This window comes from Flavobacterium acetivorans, assembly GCF_020911885.1.
GTDB lineage: Bacteria > Bacteroidota > Bacteroidia > Flavobacteriales > Flavobacteriaceae > Flavobacterium > Flavobacterium acetivorans.
The window spans coordinates 760,912-780,149 of record NZ_CP087132.1 but is presented as its reverse complement, the minus strand read 5'-3'; the positions used below and the strand labels follow the sequence as shown (position 1 = coordinate 780,149).

Annotated in this window: 19 protein-coding genes; 10 read left to right on the top strand and 9 right to left on the bottom strand. The window is 34.6% G+C overall.

Annotation, left to right across the window (positions count from 1 at the left end):
• Positions 1 to 80 precede the first annotated feature (80 nt).
• The 5 genes from pyk to LNP19_RS03475 all read right to left on the bottom strand — a co-directional run bounded on the left by pyk (position 81) and on the right by LNP19_RS03475 (position 4,539).
• Positions 81 to 1,511 carry a pyruvate kinase gene (gene pyk / locus LNP19_RS03495; RefSeq protein ID WP_230063428.1) on the bottom strand — a complete coding sequence of 477 codons (1,431 nt, stop codon included), beginning with the start codon at positions 1,509 to 1,511 and terminating at the stop codon, positions 81 to 83.
• 6 nt (positions 1,512 to 1,517) lie between these two features.
• The gene (locus LNP19_RS03490; RefSeq protein ID WP_230063427.1) at positions 1,518 to 2,006 is read right to left on the bottom strand and encodes an IPExxxVDY family protein; all 489 of its coding nucleotides are present in this window, start codon (positions 2,004 to 2,006) and stop codon (positions 1,518 to 1,520) included.
• Between the two features lie 115 nt (positions 2,007 to 2,121).
• Complete coding sequence (rnc, locus tag LNP19_RS03485; RefSeq protein WP_230063426.1) at positions 2,122 to 2,862, bottom strand: ribonuclease III; 741 nt, start codon at positions 2,860 to 2,862, stop codon at positions 2,122 to 2,124.
• Positions 2,863 to 2,868: 6 nt separating this feature from the next.
• On the bottom strand, positions 2,869 to 4,122 hold the full coding sequence (fabF, locus tag LNP19_RS03480) for a beta-ketoacyl-ACP synthase II (protein WP_230063425.1): 1,254 nt from the start codon (positions 4,120 to 4,122) through the stop codon (positions 2,869 to 2,871).
• Positions 4,123 to 4,302: 180 nt separating this feature from the next.
• On the bottom strand, positions 4,303 to 4,539 hold the full coding sequence (locus LNP19_RS03475) for an acyl carrier protein (protein ID WP_007137004.1): 237 nt from the start codon (positions 4,537 to 4,539) through the stop codon (positions 4,303 to 4,305).
• 175 nt (positions 4,540 to 4,714) lie between these two features.
• Between LNP19_RS03475 and purN the strand changes: the two genes are divergently transcribed.
• The 4 genes from purN (at position 4,715) to LNP19_RS03455 (ending at position 8,805) form a co-directional block, all read left to right on the top strand.
• Positions 4,715 to 5,284, top strand: coding sequence for a phosphoribosylglycinamide formyltransferase (gene purN, locus LNP19_RS03470; RefSeq protein WP_230063424.1), 570 nt, complete (start codon positions 4,715 to 4,717; stop codon positions 5,282 to 5,284).
• Positions 5,285 to 5,293: 9 nt separating this feature from the next.
• A complete protein-coding gene (rnhA, locus tag LNP19_RS03465) occupies positions 5,294 to 5,773 on the top strand; it encodes a ribonuclease HI (RefSeq protein ID WP_230063423.1) in 480 nt (159 codons plus the stop codon).
• A gap of 104 nt (positions 5,774 to 5,877) precedes the next feature.
• Positions 5,878 to 6,801, top strand: coding sequence for a PfkB family carbohydrate kinase (locus tag LNP19_RS03460; RefSeq protein WP_230063422.1), 924 nt, complete (start codon positions 5,878 to 5,880; stop codon positions 6,799 to 6,801).
• Between the two features lie 105 nt (positions 6,802 to 6,906).
• Positions 6,907 to 8,805: an amidophosphoribosyltransferase gene (locus tag LNP19_RS03455; RefSeq protein ID WP_230063421.1), complete on the top strand. Its 1,899-nt coding sequence runs from the start codon at positions 6,907 to 6,909 to the stop codon at positions 8,803 to 8,805.
• A gap of 247 nt (positions 8,806 to 9,052) precedes the next feature.
• On the opposite strand, the gene LNP19_RS03450 is transcribed toward LNP19_RS03455, so the two are convergent.
• Entirely contained in the window at positions 9,053 to 9,661 is a 609-nt protein-coding gene (locus LNP19_RS03450; protein WP_230063420.1) for a superoxide dismutase, read from the bottom strand.
• A gap of 197 nt (positions 9,662 to 9,858) precedes the next feature.
• Positions 9,859 to 10,542 carry a ComF family protein gene (locus LNP19_RS03445; protein ID WP_230063419.1) on the bottom strand — a complete coding sequence of 228 codons (684 nt, stop codon included), beginning with the start codon at positions 10,540 to 10,542 and terminating at the stop codon, positions 9,859 to 9,861.
• Positions 10,543 to 10,639: 97 nt separating this feature from the next.
• On the opposite strand from LNP19_RS03445, the gene LNP19_RS03440 reads away from it, so the two are divergent.
• The 5 genes from LNP19_RS03440 to LNP19_RS03420 all read left to right on the top strand — a co-directional run bounded on the left by LNP19_RS03440 (position 10,640) and on the right by LNP19_RS03420 (position 16,677).
• Entirely contained in the window at positions 10,640 to 12,181 is a 1,542-nt protein-coding gene (locus LNP19_RS03440; protein WP_230063418.1) for a glycine--tRNA ligase, read from the top strand.
• A gap of 360 nt (positions 12,182 to 12,541) precedes the next feature.
• A complete protein-coding gene (locus LNP19_RS03435) occupies positions 12,542 to 13,360 on the top strand; it encodes a LytR/AlgR family response regulator transcription factor (RefSeq protein ID WP_230063417.1) in 819 nt (272 codons plus the stop codon).
• A 179-nt stretch (positions 13,361 to 13,539) separates the two neighbouring features.
• A complete protein-coding gene (locus LNP19_RS03430) occupies positions 13,540 to 13,827 on the top strand; it encodes a 3-oxoacyl-ACP reductase (protein WP_230063416.1) in 288 nt (95 codons plus the stop codon).
• 108 nt (positions 13,828 to 13,935) lie between these two features.
• Positions 13,936 to 15,987, top strand: a complete 2,052-nt coding sequence (locus LNP19_RS03425; RefSeq protein WP_230063415.1) for a tetratricopeptide repeat-containing sensor histidine kinase — start codon at positions 13,936 to 13,938, stop codon at positions 15,985 to 15,987.
• A complete protein-coding gene (locus tag LNP19_RS03420) occupies positions 15,988 to 16,677 on the top strand; it encodes a response regulator (RefSeq protein ID WP_230063414.1) in 690 nt (229 codons plus the stop codon). It abuts the gene before it with no gap.
• A gap of 45 nt (positions 16,678 to 16,722) precedes the next feature.
• Here LNP19_RS03420 and thiL read toward each other — a convergent pair whose 3' ends face one another.
• On the bottom strand, positions 16,723 to 17,769 hold the full coding sequence (gene thiL, locus LNP19_RS03415) for a thiamine-phosphate kinase (RefSeq protein ID WP_230063413.1): 1,047 nt from the start codon (positions 17,767 to 17,769) through the stop codon (positions 16,723 to 16,725).
• Positions 17,770 to 17,870: 101 nt separating this feature from the next.
• Between thiL and LNP19_RS03410 the strand changes: the two genes are divergently transcribed.
• Entirely contained in the window at positions 17,871 to 18,803 is a 933-nt protein-coding gene (locus LNP19_RS03410; RefSeq protein ID WP_230063412.1) for a 1-phosphofructokinase family hexose kinase, read from the top strand.
• Between the two features lie 172 nt (positions 18,804 to 18,975).
• Here the strand turns inward: LNP19_RS03410 and LNP19_RS03405 are convergent, their stop codons facing one another.
• Positions 18,976 to 19,197, bottom strand: coding sequence for an addiction module protein (locus LNP19_RS03405; protein WP_230063411.1), 222 nt, complete (start codon positions 19,195 to 19,197; stop codon positions 18,976 to 18,978).
• Between the last annotated feature and the right edge of the window lie 41 nt (positions 19,198 to 19,238).

Genomic DNA, 19,238 nt, shown 5'->3' with positions numbered 1-19,238 from the left:
AATGAAAATAAATTAGTACAAAAAAACCGCCTCGTTAAAATCATTAAGAGGCGGTTTAAATATTTGTTAAAAATTCTTAGTTATTCAATTTCTGAAACTCTAAGAGTATTTACCATTCCTTTCTCTTTGATAGGCATAGCTGCTAAGTTGATGACAAAATCACCAGTAGTTACGTAGCCTTTTTCTTTTACAATTTCATTGATGTCAGTCACGGTGTCATCCGTACTTACTCTTTTGTCGTAATAATATGATTTTACTCCCCAAAGTAAATTAAGTTGGGTAAGAATTCTTTTGTTTGAAGTGAAAACTAAAATATGAGCCGATGGTCTCCAGGCAGAAATCTGAAAAGCAGTGTATCCGCTGTTAGTCAACGTGCAAATTGCTTTAGCTTTGATTGTATTGGCCATAAGAGCGGCACTTTGACAAATAGTTTTAGTGATAAAACGTTTGGTTTTTATTTGTGGTGTGTTTTGTGGTACGTTGATAAGCGGAGAATCTTCGACAGCCTCAATAATTTGAGTCATTCTTTGAATCACCTGAACCGGATAATTACCAGTGGCAGTTTCACCAGAAAGCATTACGGCATCGGTACCGTCCATTACAGAGTTAGCCACGTCGTTTACTTCCGCTCTTGTTGGAGTTAAGCTAGTAATCATGGTTTCCATCATTTGAGTGGCTACAATTACCGGTATACGGGCTATTTTGGCTTTACGAATTAAATCTTTTTGAACTAATGGCACTTCGTGAGCAGGAAGTTCTACACCTAAATCACCACGTGCTACCATCAGTCCATCGCAATAAGCAATGATTTTATCTATGTTTTCTAATGCTTCAGGCATTTCGATTTTCGCAACAATTGGAATTTTATGTTCAGAGTGTTCAGCAATTAATTCCTGTAGGTCTTTTAAATCTTGTGGCGTTTTTACAAAAGAAAGTGCAATCCAGTCTACCTTTTGTTCTATGGCAAATATGGCATCCGCAATATCCTTTTCGGTCATTGCAGGAAGTGATATTTTGGTGTTTGGAAGGTTTACCCCTTTTTTAGATTTTAATTCTCCTCCTTGAATAACTTTGGCAATTACTTCTGTTTTTTTGTCGGTTTCAACAATTTCAAAAATAAGTTTCCCGTCGTCTAATAAAATTCTTTCTCCTGGATTAACATCATTAGGGAAGTTTTTATATTTCATGAAAACTTTTTCAGCAGTTCCAATAATGTCTTCGGCAGTCGTAAATGTAATTATATCTCCATCATTCACTACAACTCCTTCGTTCATAACTCCTACACGAAGTTTAGGTCCTTGTAAGTCACCAAGTATTGCCGTAGTATATCCGTATTCATCATTTAGTCCTCTAATGATGTTAATTTTTTCTTTGACATCAGAATAGTCTGCGTGAGAAAAATTAACTCTAAACACATTTACACCTGCATCAATCATGTCTTTTATCGTCTCTCTTGTGCTACATGCAGGTCCCAGTGTGGCTACAATTTTGGTTTTTTTGTTTGTAATCATTTTATTTTAAAAAATTAAATTGTTTTTTGATCTTATCTGATTGGTATCTACGGTATAAACTGTAGATATGCTATCAATGGTATTTAAGATTATTTTTACTTTTGATACTTCTATCGTGTTGTCGGTATTTTCAATTTTCAAAAAGAAATCTGCTTTTTTAAATTCAGGGAGTAAGTAAACTTTTGTAGCAATTCCCTGCGTTAAATCTGAGAATAGATTTTGGTCAGCATCTTTTTTTTGTTGAGAAACCTCATTTTTATTTTGAATTAAATTCCAAGAAATTGCATTTTCAGAGTCGTAATAATAAAAGCGAGAAAAATTAGTCTCCCCTTCTTTTATATTGATTTGAATCTCATCTTTGCTCTTACTCAAATTTATCGGAAGATTTTGATTGATGAAATAGGCCAATCGATAATCTTCTAATGAAGTATGAATTGCAATGAGATGGTAATCTATTTCGTCAAATTCGCCAAGATCCAGTTTATGAATAGCCATATTCAATCAAAAATAAGGTGTAAATATAGTGTTTCTAACGGAGTGTTAGGCTGGTAAAATGTAATGATTTAGTTAATTTATGAACGAAAACGTTGTAGTTTTGAACAAATTAGTGTTATTTCTTGTCCATTTTTTGTTGAAATGCAAAATAGGCGCGTTGGGATGCTTTTTCTTCTGCTTTCTTTTTTGATGTTGCTCTGGCTTTTGCAATTACTTTGTCGTCAATGCTGAGTTTAACACCAAATAAGCGTTGTCCATCTATGGCATTATCCTCGAAAATATCGTAGTGAAATATTTTTTTCTCCTTTTGACACCATTCAATTACCAAGCTTTTGTAGCTGATCACTTTTCCTTCTAATCTGGAGATGTCTACATAAGGGATGACTACTCTTTTTTGAATGAATTTCTCGCAAAAGTCATAGCCTTTGTCTAGGTAAATGGCTCCTATAAGTGATTCAAAAATATTACCATGAATGTTTTCGCCAAAATGCTGCACAGGAACTTTGCTTTCGATAAATCGGATTAAATTTAGGTCTTTTCCCAGTTCATTGAGGTGTTCTCTACTTACAATTTTTGAACGCATTTTAGTAAGGTAGCCTTCATCGCCAAGAGGAGCTTTGTTGAATAGGTGGGCAGCAATTACAGCGCTTAGCATAGCATCGCCTAAAAACTCTAAGCGTTCGTAATTGATTGGGTTTCCTTCCTCATTGAGTTTGTTAGAAGAGCGGTGTGTAAAAGCTTTTCGATAATGATCGATGTTTTTTGGTGGAAACCCCAATATTTTTTGGATAGAATCAAAAAAAATCCCGTCTTCTTGAGAACGGGATTTTGAAAATATTTTGCTTAGTATACCCATATGGAATTACAAGTCTAATTTTTTTACCAATACACAAGCATTGTGACCTCCAAAACCGAAGGTGTTGCTCATGACAACTTTCATATCTCTTTTTTGAGCAACATTGAAAGTGAAGTTTAGTTTAGGATCAATGTTTTCATCATCAGTAAAATGATTGATCGTAGGAGGAACTATTCCGTGTTCTAATGAAAGAATACAAGATATTGCTTCAATTGCTCCGGTAGCACCAAGTAAATGGCCTGTCATTGATTTAGTTGAATTCAAATTCATGGTATAAGCATGTTCGCCAAAAACATGTAGAATTGCTTTAGATTCTCCAATATCGCCAAGTGGAGTTGAGGTTCCGTGCATGTTTACTCCGTCTACATCCGTTGGTTTTAAACCAGCATCTCTTAAACAGTTTAGCATTACATTTTTAGCTCCTAATCCTTCAGGATGTGGTGCTGTAATATGATGGGCATCAGCCGACATTCCGCCTCCTCCAATTTCACAATATATTTTTGCGCCACGAGCTACGGCGTGTTCGTATTCTTCAAGAACTAATGCTCCGGCACCTTCTCCTAGTACAAATCCGTCTCTGTCTTTGTCCATTGGTCTGGAAGCTGTTTTTGGGTCGTCATTTCTGGTTGATAAGGCATGCATGGCGTTAAAACCTCCCATTCCGGCAATTGTTACCGCAGCTTCAGAGCCACCAGTTATTATTGCGTCAGCATGGCCAAGGCGAATGTAATTGAAAGCGTCAATAATAGCGTTTGTTGATGAGGCACAAGCGGAAACTGTTGTGAAATTTGGACCTCTAAATCCATGTTTCATTGAAATTAAACCACCAGCTATATCAGCAATCATTTTTGGTATGAAAAAAGGATTGAACTTTGGAGTACCATCGCCGGCTGCAAAATTAAGAACCTCTATTTGAAAAGTTTCTAATCCTCCAATTCCGGAACCCCAAATAACACCAACTCTGTCTTTGTCTAATTTATCAAAATCAAAATTAGCATCATTTACAGCTTCGTCAGATGCAACCATAGCGTATTGTGCGTAACGGTCCATTTTTCTTGCCTCTTTTCGGTCAATAAAATCTTCAACATTGAAGTTTTTTACTTCACAGGCAAATTTTGTTCTAAACTTTGAAGCATCAAAATAAGTAATTGGTGCAGCACCACTAACACCGTTAATAAGAGCGTTCCAATACTCTTGAATATTATTTCCAATAGGAGTAAGAGCACCTAAACCTGTTACAACAACTCGCTTTAATACCATAACTTATGTATTTTGTATCTTTTAAACAAATAAAACCCACGCTTTCTTTACTGTAATTCTACAAAAAAGCAGTGGGTATTACATTATAAATATCTTTTTGATTGAATTACAATCTCGAATTTCATATTTAAAATAAATAATAACACTCGCTTACAAAGGATGCAAGCGAGTGTGTATTTATTATTTTTTAGCTTCCTCGATGTAAGAAATAGCTTGACCTACAGTAGCAATGTTTTCTGCTTGATCGTCTGGAATTTGAATATCGAATTCTTTTTCGAATTCCATGATAAGCTCAACAGTGTCTAATGAGTCAGCTCCTAAATCATTAGTGAAGCTTGCTTCTGTTACAACTTCGTTTTCGTCAACGCCTAATTTGTCTACGATAATCGCTTTTACTCTTGATGCAATGTCTGACATAATCTTTAATTTTAGAATTTAATTGGTGGCAAAAATAAAAAACTTTATTTTAAAACAACCAATAAGTTGATAAATGTGACAACTAATTTATAAAATATATTTCAACAAAGACTTCTCATTGTTATTTATTTTCATTTTTTATTCCTTTTTTTGCGTAAATAAAATCGAGTTGATTATGAAAAAAATAGTGATTTTTGCTTCTGGATCTGGGACTAATGCTGAGAACATTATAAAATATTTTGATTCAAATGAGTCAGGAACGGTAGTTGCTGTTTTTACAAATAATGCTGCTGCCAAGGTTATCGAAAGAGCCGGAAAATATGAAGTTCCAACGGAAGTTTTTTCGAAAGAAGAATTAAATAAAGGGGATGTATTGCAAAAAATAAACGAAATTCAACCGGATTTGATTGTCCTTGCCGGTTTTTTATTGAAATTCCCTGAAAATATAATTGAACAATACCCTCATAAGATAATCAATATTCATCCTGCACTTTTACCTAATTATGGAGGCAAGGGAATGTATGGAATGCACATACACAGAGCTATTGTCAATAACAAGGAAAAAGAAACCGGAATTTCGATTCATTATGTGAATGAAAATTATGATGAAGGGAACATCATTTTTCAAAAAAATATAGCTTTAACGGGAATAGAAACCCCAGAAGAAGTAGCTGAGAAAATACATGAACTGGAGCAAAGATATTTTCCTGAGGTAATTGAAAAACTTCTAACTTCTAACTTCTAACTTCATATTTTGGAACACGACGTACATATATATACTGATGGTGCCGCAAAAGGGAATCCGGGAAACGGCGGTTACGGCGTTGTGATGGAGCTTGTTGGGACGCCACATAAAAAAGAATTCTATGAAGGTTTTAGATATACTACTAATAATAGAATGGAACTTTTGGCTGTAATTGTAGGTTTGGAAAAACTCAAGAATCCGAATATGAAAGTTTTGGTTGTTTCTGATTCGAAATATGTAGTGGATTCTGTTTTGAAGAAATGGGTTTTTGGTTGGGAGAAAAAAGGTTTTGTAGGCAGGAAAAATCCCGATTTATGGAAACGGTTTTTGGCTGTTTACCGGAAACACCAAGTTGATTTCAAATGGATAAAAGGCCATAATAATCACCCACAAAACGAAAGATGCGATGCGCTGGCTGTTATGGCTTCGATGCAAAAACAGCTTTCAGTCGACGCTTTTTATGAAAATGAAGGGGATAAAATAGTGTAATGCATTAGATTTCAATGCGATAAATTAGTAAAACTTTACGATTTTAGCCGTTGCAATTTTACAACTTATGAACTACCTTTGCGCCTTAATTCCAAAACCAAAAAATGAACAAATTGCTGATTGTCGGAACTGTTGCTTTCGACGCTATTGAAACTCCTTTCGGGAAAACAGATAAGATTTTAGGCGGAGCCGCTACATATATCGGACTTTCTGCATCTTTTTTTAATTTAAAATCGGCTATTGTTTCAGTAGTTGGCGACGATTTTCCACAAGAACATTTGGATTTATTGGCTAGCAGAAATATTGATATTTCAGGTTTGGAAATTGTAAAAGGAGGAAAAACTTTCTTTTGGAGTGGTCGTTACCATAACGATTTGAATTCAAGAGACACTTTGGTGACTGAATTGAATACTTTGGCTGATTTTCAGCCAAAAGTATCTCAGGATTATAAAGATGCCGATGTAGTAATGCTTGGAAACTTGCATCCATTGGTACAAAGCAGTGTTTTGGATCAAATGGAAGTACAACCAAAATTAGTGGTTTTGGATACAATGAATTTTTGGATGGATTGTGCCTTGCCGGAATTATTGGATGTGATAAAAAGAGTAGATGTTATTACCATCAATGATGAAGAAGCGCGTCAGCTTTCGGGAGAATATTCTTTAGTGAAGGCTGCTGCCAAAATTCATACTATGGGACCAAAGTATGTGGTGATTAAAAAAGGAGAGCATGGAGCATTATTGTTCCATAATAAAGAGGTTTTCTTTGCACCGGCATTACCATTAGAAGAAGTTTTTGATCCAACGGGAGCTGGAGATACATTTGCTGGAGGTTTCGCAGGATTTATCACTCAAAGCGAAAACATCTCTTTCGAGAATATGAAAAATGCCATTATTTATGGTTCAAACCTGGCTTCTTTCTGTGTGGAGAAATTTGGAACAGAAAGAATGGTTGACCTTGATAAAGAAGAAGTCTTGACAAGATTGAAACAATTCAAGTCTTTGACTCAATTTGATATAACGCTATAAAGTTACAAACCTCGGAAACGAGGTTTTTTTGGTTAATAATCATGATTTCATATTCTTTTTGTAAGAATATATTTTAGTAAACAACAACACAACAAATACAATACAATGAGCGACGCTTTAAAACACGAATGTGGAATAGCCTTAGTTAGACTGCTTAAACCGCTTGAATTTTACAAAGAAAAATACGGAACTGCTTTTTACGGAGTACAAAAAATGTATCTGATGATGGAAAAGCAGCACAACCGTGGGCAGGATGGTGCCGGATTTGCAAGTATAAAACTAGACATGGAGCCAGGCGAGCGATACATTAGCCGTGTGCGCTCTAATCATGCACAACCTATTCAAGATGTTTTTGCTCAAATCAATGAGAGAATCAATGAGGAAATGGTTTCGCATCCTGAATATGCGGATAATGTGGCACTTCAAAAAGCAAACATTCCGTACATAGGGGAGTTGTTTTTAGGACACGTGAGATATGGTACTTTTGGTAAAAATAGTATTGAGAGCGTTCATCCTTTTTTGCGTCAGAATAACTGGATGCACCGAAATTTGATTTTGGCTGGAAATTTCAACATGACTAATGTAAAAGAACTTTTTAATAGTTTGGTTGAATTAGGGCAGCATCCAAAAGAAATGGCGGATACAGTGACTGTTATGGAAAAAATAGGTCATTTCCTGGATGACGCTGTTACTGATCTTTATCAGGAATGTAAAAATGAAGGATTGAATAAAAGACAGGCTTCACCAGTAATTGCCGAAAGATTAGATGTAGCAAGAATTCTTGCTAGAGCTTCTAAGAATTTGGATGGCGGTTATGCTATGGCTGGACTTTTAGGTCATGGTGATGCATTTGTTTTCAGAGACCCAGCGGGAATTCGTCCGGCCTATTTTTATCAAGATGATGAAGTAGTGGTGGTTGCTTCTGAAAGACCAGTAATTCAAACAGTTTTCAATGTTCCATTTGAAAAAGTGCAAGAAATTGATCCTGGAAATGCATTAATAATCAAAAAGAATGGTACTGTTTCGATGCAGGAAATTCTTACTCCAACAGTTAAAAAAGCTTGTTCATTTGAACGAATTTATTTCTCTAGAGGAAGTGATGCCGAAATTTATCAAGAAAGAAAAGATCTGGGAAAATTGATTTTACCTGCAGTTTTGGAATCGATTGATAGCGATACGGACAACACAGTTTTCTCTTATATACCAAACACAGCCGAAACTTCTTTCTACGGAATGGTTGAGGCAGCTCAGGATTTCTTGAATAAAAGAAAGAATGATTATATCTTGGCAAATAAAGACACTTTGACAGCAGATAGTTTGCAAGAATTACTTGCTGTAAAGATCCGTACCGAAAAAGTGGCAATTAAAGATGCGAAACTAAGAACATTTATCACTGAGGATAGCAGTCGTGATGACTTAGTAGCTCACGTTTACGATGTGACTTACGGAGTAATTAAGCCTACAGACAATCTGGTGATTATTGATGATAGTATTGTTCGTGGAACAACACTTAAAATGAGTATCATCAAAATGATGGATCGTTTGAATCCGAAGAGAATTGTCATTGTTTCGTCGGCTCCACAAATTCGTTATCCAGATTGTTATGGAATTGACATGGCTAAACTGGAAGGTTTAGTGGCTTTTAGGGCAGCTTTGGAATTATTAAAAGAAAGAAATCTATATCATATTGTTGATGAAGTATATGCGAAATGTAAAACGCAAGAAAACTTTATCGATACGGAGGTTGTAAATTATGTAACGGCAATTTACGCACCGTTCCAGCCACAAGAAATTTCAGATAAAATTGCTGAAATGTTGAGTTCTCCGGAAATAAAGGCTGAAGTTAAAATTATATTCCAAACCGTTGAAGATCTTCATGTCGCTTGTCCTAAGAATTTAGGCGATTGGTATTTTACAGGTGATTACCCTACTCCTGGTGGGAATCGAGTTGTAAATCGTGCCTTTATGAATTTCTACGAAGGTAAAGATGCGAGAGCGTATTAAAATTATTAAAATTGTGTAATTTATCGGTTTTATAAGTTGTTCATCTTAAATATTTGTTTCTTGTGAACAACTGCTATAATTTTAAACTACCATAACATTTAGTAGGTTAAGTTTATGGTAGATTTGGGGCAAAAAAGGTGGAAGAAATTCCACCTTTTTTATTGGAATAAAGTCAAAAAAAAATAGGCGAACAAACTTAAAGTTCATTCGCCTATTCTCTATATTATTTGCTCTGTATTCTTCTAAACTATTTTTCTAAAGCGTATCTTCTTGAAACTTCAGTCCAGTTGATTGTATTGAAAAAAGCTTCAATATAATCCGGTCTTCTGTTTTGGTAATTTAAGTAGTAAGCATGTTCCCAAACGTCCATTCCTAAGATTGGAGTTCCTCCACAACCAATACCTGGCATTAATGGGTTGTCTTGGTTTGCTGTTCCGCAAACATCCAGTTTTCCTCCTTTGTGAACACAAAGCCAAGCCCATCCTGAACCAAATTGTGTTGCTCCTGCTTTGCTGAATTTAGCTTTAAATTCTTCAAATGAACCAAAAGCGCTTTCAATTGCGGCTAATAAATCACCTGTTGGAAGTCCGCCTCCGTTTGGTGACATAACTGACCAATATAAGCTATGATTGTAAAATCCACCTCCGTTGTTACGAACGGCAGCGTTTTTCATGTCAAGATTAATCAAGATGTTTTCGATCGTTTTGCCTTCCATGTCAGTTCCTGCGATAGCGGCATTCAAATTGGTAGTATACGCATTATGGTGTTTTGTATGATGAATTTCCATCGTACGTGCATCAATATAAGGTTCTAATGCGTCATACGCATAAGGTAATTGAGGTAGTTCAAAAGCCATGATATAGTTGTTTAAATGATTTATAAAATTTATCCAAATTTAAACATTTAACTTTGTAATAGGAAATTCTATTTGGTTATAATTACATTAATAAAATTGATAATGTTGTTGTTTGTTCTTTTTTGATTTAATAAAGCGCTGTTTACAAGTCTTTTCCAGTTGTAATTATTTGATTGGATTTTAATCAATATTTCCGTTTAAGATTGCGCCATTGCCATACAAACAATACTGATTTTTGCCCCGGGAATTTTCAATAAAGCACGGCAACAAGCTTCAAGAGTTGAGCCCGTTGTGATGACATCATCAATAAGAAGGAAATGCTTGTCATGGTCTTTTTCGGTAAAGTTAACGTTGAAAATGTTTTCGATGCCTTCGGTTCTTCCTAAAAGATTTTTTTTGGATTGTGTTTTAGAATAGACTGTTCGAACCAAAATGGATTCATTGTAAACGATATTCAATTCTTTTGAAAGTGCGAGGCCAAAAGCGCTAACTTGATTGTAGCCTCTTTCTCGATATTTCTTTTTGTGTAAAGGAACCGGGATAATCACGTCAATTTCTTGAAAAACCGGAATTTCTTTTAAATCTGCGGCATACCAGTTTCCTAATACGCGACCTATTTCCTCGTGGCCTTTGTACTTTAGTTTATGAATCACTTCTTGTACAATTCCTTTTTTGTGAAAATAAAATAAAGCCGAGGCATATTCGATGGGAATCTTACCATAAAATTTTTTGAAAGCTTCGTTTTCAGGGTTCAAATGATGATTGGTCAAGGGAATATGATGTCTGCAAAGCGTGCAGATTACATTTTCATTTGTCAGTAAAAATGAATTACAGCCTGCACATACCTTTGGAAAGAATAGATTTATGATGCTCTCGAACATATAATTACGAAATTATTTATAAAAATATGAAAATCAATGCTTCAAACTTCTCTTATTTCCTTTTTTTTCAGTTCACTTTTTATATTTTTGCATTACTATGGCAAAACAAGAAGATATATTTAAGAATGTAGTTTCGCACGCAAAAGAGTACGGATTTATTTTTCCGTCAAGCGAAATATACGATGGTTTGAGTGCAGTCTATGATTATGCACAAAACGGTGTAGAGTTAAAAAAGAACATACGCGAATATTGGTGGAAAGCGATGGTTCAGATGAATGAAAACATAGTGGGACTTGATGCGGCTATATTGATGCATCCTACCACTTGGAAAGCATCAGGACACGTAGATGCGTTTAATGATCCATTAATAGACAATAAAGATTCGAAAAGAAGATATAGAGCGGATGTTTTGATTGAAGATTATGCCGAAAAGCTAAATCAAAAAGCAATCAAAGAAATCGAAAAAGCAAGAGTTCGTTTTGGTGAAGCTTTTAATGAAGCAGAGTTTGTTTCAACGAATGCTCGTGTTAAAGAATACAAAGCCAAAGAAAGAGAGGTTTTGGAAAGAATGGCTCGTTCTCTTGGCAACGAAGATCTGGAAGACGTAAAAGCTTTGATCGAAGAACTGGAAATTGCTTGTCCTGAGTCTGGTTCCAGAAATTGGACCGAAGTGCGTCAGTTTAATCTAATGTTCGGAACAAAATTAGGCGCTTCTGCCGATTCTGCGATGGATTTATATTTGCGTCCGGAAACAGCACAAGGGATTTTTGTGAATTTCCTGAATGTGCAAAAATCAGGACGAATGAAAGTTCCTTTTGGAATTGCGCAAACGGGTAAAGCTTTTAGAAATGAAATTGTTGCAAGACAATTTATTTTCCGTATGCGTGAATTTGAACAAATGGAAATGCAATTTTTTGTTCGCCCGGGAGACGAAATGAAACATTATGAGTTTTGGAAAGAAGCCCGTTTAAAATGGCATTTATCACTTGGTTTAGGAAAAGAAAATTACCGTTTTCACGATCATGAAAAACTGGCGCATTATGCTAATGCAGCAGCTGATATTGAGTTTAACTTCCCATTCGGATTCAAAGAATTAGAAGGAATTCACTCTCGTACTGATTTTGATCTAAAAGCACATGAGAAATTTTCAGGTAGAAAACTGCAATATTTTGATGCAGAATTAAATCAGAATTATGTTCCTTATGTGGTGGAAACATCTGTAGGATTAGATAGAATGTTCTTAGCTGTTTTTGCTACTTCTTTAAAAGAAGAAACATTAGAAGACGGATCAACAAGAACAGTTTTGAAATTGCCTGCGGTTTTAGCACCAACAAAAGCGGCAGTGTTGCCTTTGGTAAAAAAAGATGGCTTGCCAGAAATTGCGCATAAAATCATTGAAGACCTGAAATGGGATTTCAATGTGTCTTATGATGAGAAAGATGCAGTTGGTCGCCGTTATAGAAGACAAGATGCTTTGGGAACTCCATTTTGTATTACAGTGGATCACCAAACTATCGAAGATCAAACGGTGACTATTAGACATAGAGACAGTATGAGGCAAGATCGCGTAAAAATAGCCGATTTAAAATCAATTATAGAAGATGAAGTTTCAATGAAAAATTGGTTGATGAAAATGTAATTAGTTTTTTTGTTTATATAAGAAAAGCTTTCCAAAACGGAAAGCTTTTTTTTTAGAATGGCATCAAATAGAATTTCTTTACTTAATTTAGAGTTCTTTTCAAATAAAATTTCAGGTCTTTTATCGGGTTTATTTGCACTTCATCTCAATGTATCAACATTTGTTATGAACATATTAACAACTAATAAGGAAAAATGGTTAAATGCTTATTTTTAGAATGTTAAATAAGAGCGTTTTGTGTAATTTTTTTCGCTTTTGTTTAATTAGTTTCCCAAAACTACCACAATTGCTTAATAATTTAGAGTATGTTTTACTTTGGAAGCCAAATGTAATGGATGCTAATTCTAGGAAAAGCCACTGATGAATTATTCCTACATTATTATTGACGACGATCAAGAAAGTGTTTTGAAAACGAAAGCCATTGCTGACAGTTTTTCGGAGCTTACTTTTGTGGCATCGGCACATAATTATGCGGAGGCTTTAAATCTTATTCTAGAACATACTCCTCAATTGATTTTTCTTGAAATTGATCCTGCTGACAAGAAGAGTTTGCTGTCATTAGCTCTCATAAATGAGCTGCACAGGTATCTAAAAGTAATTCCTAAAATCATCGTTACCACAACTAAAAAGGAATTGGCTTTTGAGGCCATAGAGTACGATGTGACAGCATATATGTTGAAGCCATTGGTGCGAATAGATTTTATCAAGACCATCTTGAAACTGAATAAAAATGCAAATCAAGAGGAAGCGATTCTGATACAGCCAGAAGAAGTGTTTCAAGAGGAGAAGCCAAATCCTGTTTTGCATCATGAAACTTTAAGCAAGCAAAAACCTCTTATATTGTGTATAAAGTCTTATGGTGATTACAGGTATATTGATGCCAGAGATATTTGCTACCTGCAGGCAGATAATAATTCAACCGACATTCATCTCAATAGTGGTGAAATGGTCACTGCTTTTAAAACATTAAAGCATTTTGAGAGTGCTTTGTCTTATCCTTTCATTCGAATTCATAACAGTTATATTGTAAACTGTAATTATATTTCTAGAATACATACTGGAAATGCGGTTTGTTACATAAAGAATACCGCAACAAAACTTCCCTTTTCCAAATCGTATAAGGTAAATATTGACCTGATTATTTCTGAAATTTCGAATGGGAATTATTTAGAAATTTAAAAAAATGCCATCTACCAAGATTTGATAGTCATTCACTATCAGACTGCTGCATTCTACCATATAGGCTTGTATTTGTAAGAAAAATAAAGATTTGCTATGTAGTTTTACAAAAGAAATCCCACACAAACGGATTTTTAAAATAGTGTAAAACAAATTTAAAAACATAAAAATCCCAAATTATGAAAAAATCAATCTTAACAATCGGACTATTCTCTTTAGTAATGATCTTAACTTCTTTTACCAGTAGTGCAGATATTATTGGGCAAGGTTCAACTGGAGGAAATATGAAAGTAGATATTATCGGTCAAGGTTCTACTGGAGGAAATATGAAAGTAGATATTATTGGACAAGGTTCTACTGGAGGAAATATGAAAGTAGATATTATTGGACAAGGTTCAACTGGAGGAAATATGAAAGTAGATATTATTGGTCAAGGTTCAACTGGAGGAAATATGAAAGTAGACTGATTATTTAATTAATTTTTTTTATAATACTTAGGCTGTCAATTATTTGATAGCCTTTTTTTATGCTAATAGTTTTATTTTACTATTTTTGGTAAAATTAGAGATTAACGATTGAAAAAATTTTATCCAATAAATCTACTATTCCTTCTGTTGTTCGCTTTTTTTGGCTGTGTCAAAAAGAAGTCGGTTAATAATTCTATTAATTCATCTGAGGATAGTCTGTCTTTTTATTTTTCAGTGGCTAATGATTTAAGTCTTAGCCGTGAGAAAAGGCTTTTTTTTAATAAGAAAGCTCTTGAAATAGTGGTAGGTCAAGAAAATGATTCACTTAATCGAATCAATCTTTTTAAGGTTGCTAACCGTTATTATAATATTAATGATTGGAAAGGGTATAGTAGAACAGTACTTCTAGTTTTAGATAAGTCAGAAAGCGCAAAAGATAGCGTAAGTATTGGAAAAGCGTATAGTTATCTTGGAGATTATTATGTTTCGCAAATGGTTTCAGATAGTGCATTTCAATTTTACAGTAAGGCTGAGAAGATTTATGACAGTTTGGAGGATAACATTAATTTGGGAAAAATATTAGTAAATAAAGCAAGTTTACAGTACAAAGCTGGGGATTTCTTAGGTGCCGAAAATGCGGTTGTTAAGGCACTGAGAATAATTAGAAAAGAGAAGCGAGCAAATAGTATTATGTATGATGCCTATAATCTTTTGGGTTTGATATTTAATGAATTAGGTGAATATGATAATGCAATTGTTTATAATAATAAAGCATTAGGAGTTATTGATGATGAAATAATACCTCAGGAATTTCAGTCGAGAGCAACTTCTTATAATAATATAGGGTATCTTTATCTTAGTTCTAAAGAATATTCGCAAGCAAAGAAGTACTTTTTAAAAGGATTGGAACAGAGTAATTTAAAGCACCAAAAGCCTCACTTATATGCTATGTTGTTAGATAATTTAGCTTATTCTAAATTTAAGCTGAAAGAAGAGGAGGGACTACCGGAATTGTTTTATGAGGCGTTAGCTTTTGGGGATAGCATAAAACTAACTTCAGGGATTTTTACTAATAAAATTCATCTATCTGAATATTTTGCCTCGAAAAAGGACACTCTAAAAGCGTTACAATATTCTAAGGAGGCACTATTACTTTCTAGAAGTACGAATATTTCAAGAGATATCTTAGTGGCATTAAAACAAATGGCTGTTGTAGAGCCTGAAAAAGCCGCTTTTTATAATAAGGAGTACATTCATATCAATGAGGAACTGCAAAAAGCGGAACGTAAAATGGGAGATAAATTCTCCCGAATAGAGTATGAAACGGATGTGATAAAAGATGAGAATACCAATCTTACGGTTCAAAATAGAAATTTAGTTTATATTTTTAGTGGGATAACTATTTTAGGATTGTTTTTGTATATTATCAAGGCTCAAAAAGCAAAGAACAGGGAGCTTCAGTACAAACAACGGCAACAGGAAGCTAATGAGGATATTTATAATTTGATGATTTCTCAGCAAAATACCATCGATGTCATTAGAGTAAAAGAGAAAAAGAGAGTGGCCCAGGAACTTCATGATGGCGTTTTGGGCAGAATGTTTGGTGTTCGGATGAATTTAGATGGATTGAATGGATTTCAAGACGAGGTGGCTATCAATCAGAGAATAGGTTATTTAAAGGAGTTGAAAAACATTGAACAGGATATTCGTGAAATTTCTCATGATTTGAATAGGGAGAAATCGGAATTAATTAATAACTTCGTTGCAATAGTTGATAATTTATTCGAGGAACAAAGAAAAACATTTCAGTCAAAATTGGTGACAACTATCGACTCTAACATTAAATGGGAATTGGTATCGAATTCGATTAAAATCAATTTGTATCGCATTATTCAAGAATCACTTCAGAACACTAATAAGTATGCAAACGCCCGCTTAATTAGAGTTGAGTTGAAAAAATCGGATGATGATTTAGAATTGACAATAAGCGACGATGGAATCGGGTTTAATGCTAATGTGAAGAAAAAAGGGATAGGTTTGCAAAACATGCTTTCACGAACGAAAGAGTGCAATGGTTTGTTTGAGATAAAATCTGAGAAAGCTAAAGGAACGACTATTACAGTTACAGTCCCAATTGAACAAAAACAAATAACCACATAAATGACAACTGACTCGGCCGCCCTAACCAAGATAAAGAACAATGTGCTAATTGTAGATGATCATCCTTTTATTATACAAGGATATAAAAATGCAATTACGAGATATAAACCGGAAAAATTCGAATTTTTTATTACCGAGGCTAAGGATTGTGAATCAGCTTTCCACGTTATTACTAATACTGAGACTGTTTTTGATATTGCTTTTCTAGATATCAGTATGCCGCCTTATGAGGAAAAAGGACTTTATTCGGGAGAAGATCTAGCGAAGTTGATTATGGATTCTATGCCAGATTGTAAAATCATTATGCTTACGATGTTTACCGAGTTTTTAAAAATAAAAACAATTATAAAGAATATTAACCCTAGCGGGCTAGTTATAAAAAACGATTTGACATTTGATGAGTTGTTATTCGCATTTAATAAGGTAATCAAAAACGAAAAATACTATAGTCAATCGGTTCTTAAAATGTTGGAATCTCAAGAACATAGTATTGAAATTGATTTGTTTGATAAGCAAATTCTATTTCATTTGTCAAAAGGAACTAAAACTAAAGATTTGCCGCAATATATTCCCATATCTTTGAATGCTATTGAAGTAAGGAAGTTGAACCTGAAAGAATTACTGAAAGTAACAGATGGAAGTGATATTGATTTAGTAAGAGAAGCTAAAAATATTGGGTTATTATTTTAATGATTAAAAAAAAAGCGGCATTTTAAAAGCCGCTTTTTTTGTTTCTTATTCTGTCAAAGCATCCCAGCCGCGTGCTTTCAAAGGAATTCGAGTATTTGCTCGAGTCACTAAATGAATGCCTTCACTTTCTTGTGTCATGTGTCCGATAATGGAGAAATTAGGATTTCCTTTGATTTTATCGAAATCAGACATAGCAATTGTAAATAACAATTCGTAGTCTTCTCCTCCGTTGATGGCCACTGTTGTGCTGTCAATATTGAATTCTTCACAGACATTGATAAATTGTGGATCAAGAGGTAATTTGTCTTCATATAAATTACAACCTACTTTAGATTGTTTGCAAAGATGCATGATTTCAGATGATAAACCATCTGAAATGTCAATCATAGCGGTTGGTTTTATCTCTAAGGCATGCAATAAAGTGCGTACATCTTTACGAGCTTCCGGTTTTAATTGACGTTCTATTAAATAAGTATAAAGTTCAAGATCAGGTTGTGAATTTGGGTTAACCTGAAAAACTTGTTTCTCACGTTCCAAAACTTGTAATCCCATATAAGCAGCTCCAATATCACCGGTAACAACTAGTAAATCGGTTTCTTTAGCGCCGTTTCTATACACGATTTCGTCTTCATCAGCTTCTCCAATGGCAGTAATGCTGATGATTAATCCTTTTTGTGATGAGGTGGTGTCTCCGCCTATTACATCTACTTTATATTCATTTGCAGCAAGCGTAATCCCTTCAAATAATTCTTCTAAGGCTTCAAGAGGGAAACGGTTTGATACGGCAACAGATACTGTAATTTGAGTTGGTTTTGCATTCATGGCGCAAATATCAGAGATATTGACTACGACGGCCTTATATCCCAAATGTTTCAATGGCATGTAAGCTAGGTCAAAATGAACACCTTCGATTAATAAATCAGTAGAGACTACTATTTTTTTGTCTTTAAAATCCAAAACAGCTGCATCATCACCAATGCCTTTCAAGGTAGAAGCTTGGTTGATTTGAAAGTTTTTAGTCAAATGGTTAATTAATCCAAATTCGCCCAATTGAGCTATACTAGTGCGTTGTGGGTTTTTATCTTCGATCATTATGTTTTGTTTTGAGTTTGCAAATATACAAAGAAATATTCGCCTTAAATGGAGTAGATTTGGTGGTTTTTTTGCATCTTTAATAAGGTAAATCAAGGAAGATGAAAACATTTGCTATTGTTACACTAACAGTTAGTCCTGCTTTGGATAAAAGTGCCCATTTTTCGGGTTTGGTTGCAGAGCAAAAAATCAGATGCCATTCTGCCTTATTTGATGCCGGAGGAGGAGGGATCAATGTTTCTAAAGCGATATCAAAATTGGGAGGAAATTCATTGGCGGTACTAACCTCAGGCGGGGCAACAGGAGAGATGCTGAAAGATCTTCTAAAAAGAGATTCCATTCCTTTTGAAGCAATCGAAACCAAAACTTGGACAAGGGAAAACTTTGTTGCTGTTGATGATCATACTAATTCCCAGTACCGATTCGTTTTTCCGGCGCCGGCTGTTAGTGTAAATGAGAAACAAAGAATTATTACGACCATTCAGGAATTAAAATTTAAATATTTGGTCATCAGCGGCGGTTTGAGCGAAGGCTTAGAAGTTGATTTTTATAAACAAATTGCCGAAATGGCAAAAGATAATAATTCGAAATTGATTGTAGATACTACCGGCGAGGCGCTTAAAAAAGTTCTGGAAGCGGGAGTTTATCTGATAAAGCCAAATGTGGGTGAATTAGCGAAACTCATTGGTGTGGAACGTCTCGAAATGGAAGAAGTAAAAGATACAGCCAAACAAATCATCGCCAAAGGCGGAGCCGAAATTGTGGTGGTTTCCCTTGGGCCTCAAGGTGCAGTTTTGGTAACTAAAGATAACTATGAATTTGTCCCCGCTCCACATGTCGTCAAAAAAAGTACCGTTGGTGCCGGTGATAGTATGGTAGGTGGAATGGTTTGGGCGCTTTCGCAAAACAAAAGTTTAAAAGAAGTCATTCGTTGGGGAGTTGCTTGTGGATCGGCGGCAACCATGAACGAAGGAACCCAATTGTTTAAAACAGAAGATGCTAAACGGCTGTTTGAATGGTTGAAGGATAGATAAAAAAAGCTATTATTTTCTGTTCCAAATTTCTGGATTTCTTGAAGTATGAAAAACGGCGAAAACAGTTATGGTTTTTAACTCATCTTCAATTGTATAATGAATTAGGAAAGGGAATTTTTCAATTTTGCGACATCTGACTTCTTTGTATTTTATAGAAAAACTCAAAGTGGTTTTATAAAGTTTCAGAAACTTCTTCCCAGTCCAACAATCGTTTAGGATTAATTTTGGCTTTAGCTATTCTTTCCAGAACTATTTTTTGATGTTCAACTGGAATAGTCATATCATCGCTCCAAATCGCATCATTGATTCTTAATCTGTCTTTTGGAGATAATTGTTTTACAGCTTCAATCAATTGATTGATATTGAGGTCGATATTTAATTTAATGGTTTCCATAAAAACAAAGTTAGTGAAAAAATGGGTAAAAAACTTAGGCT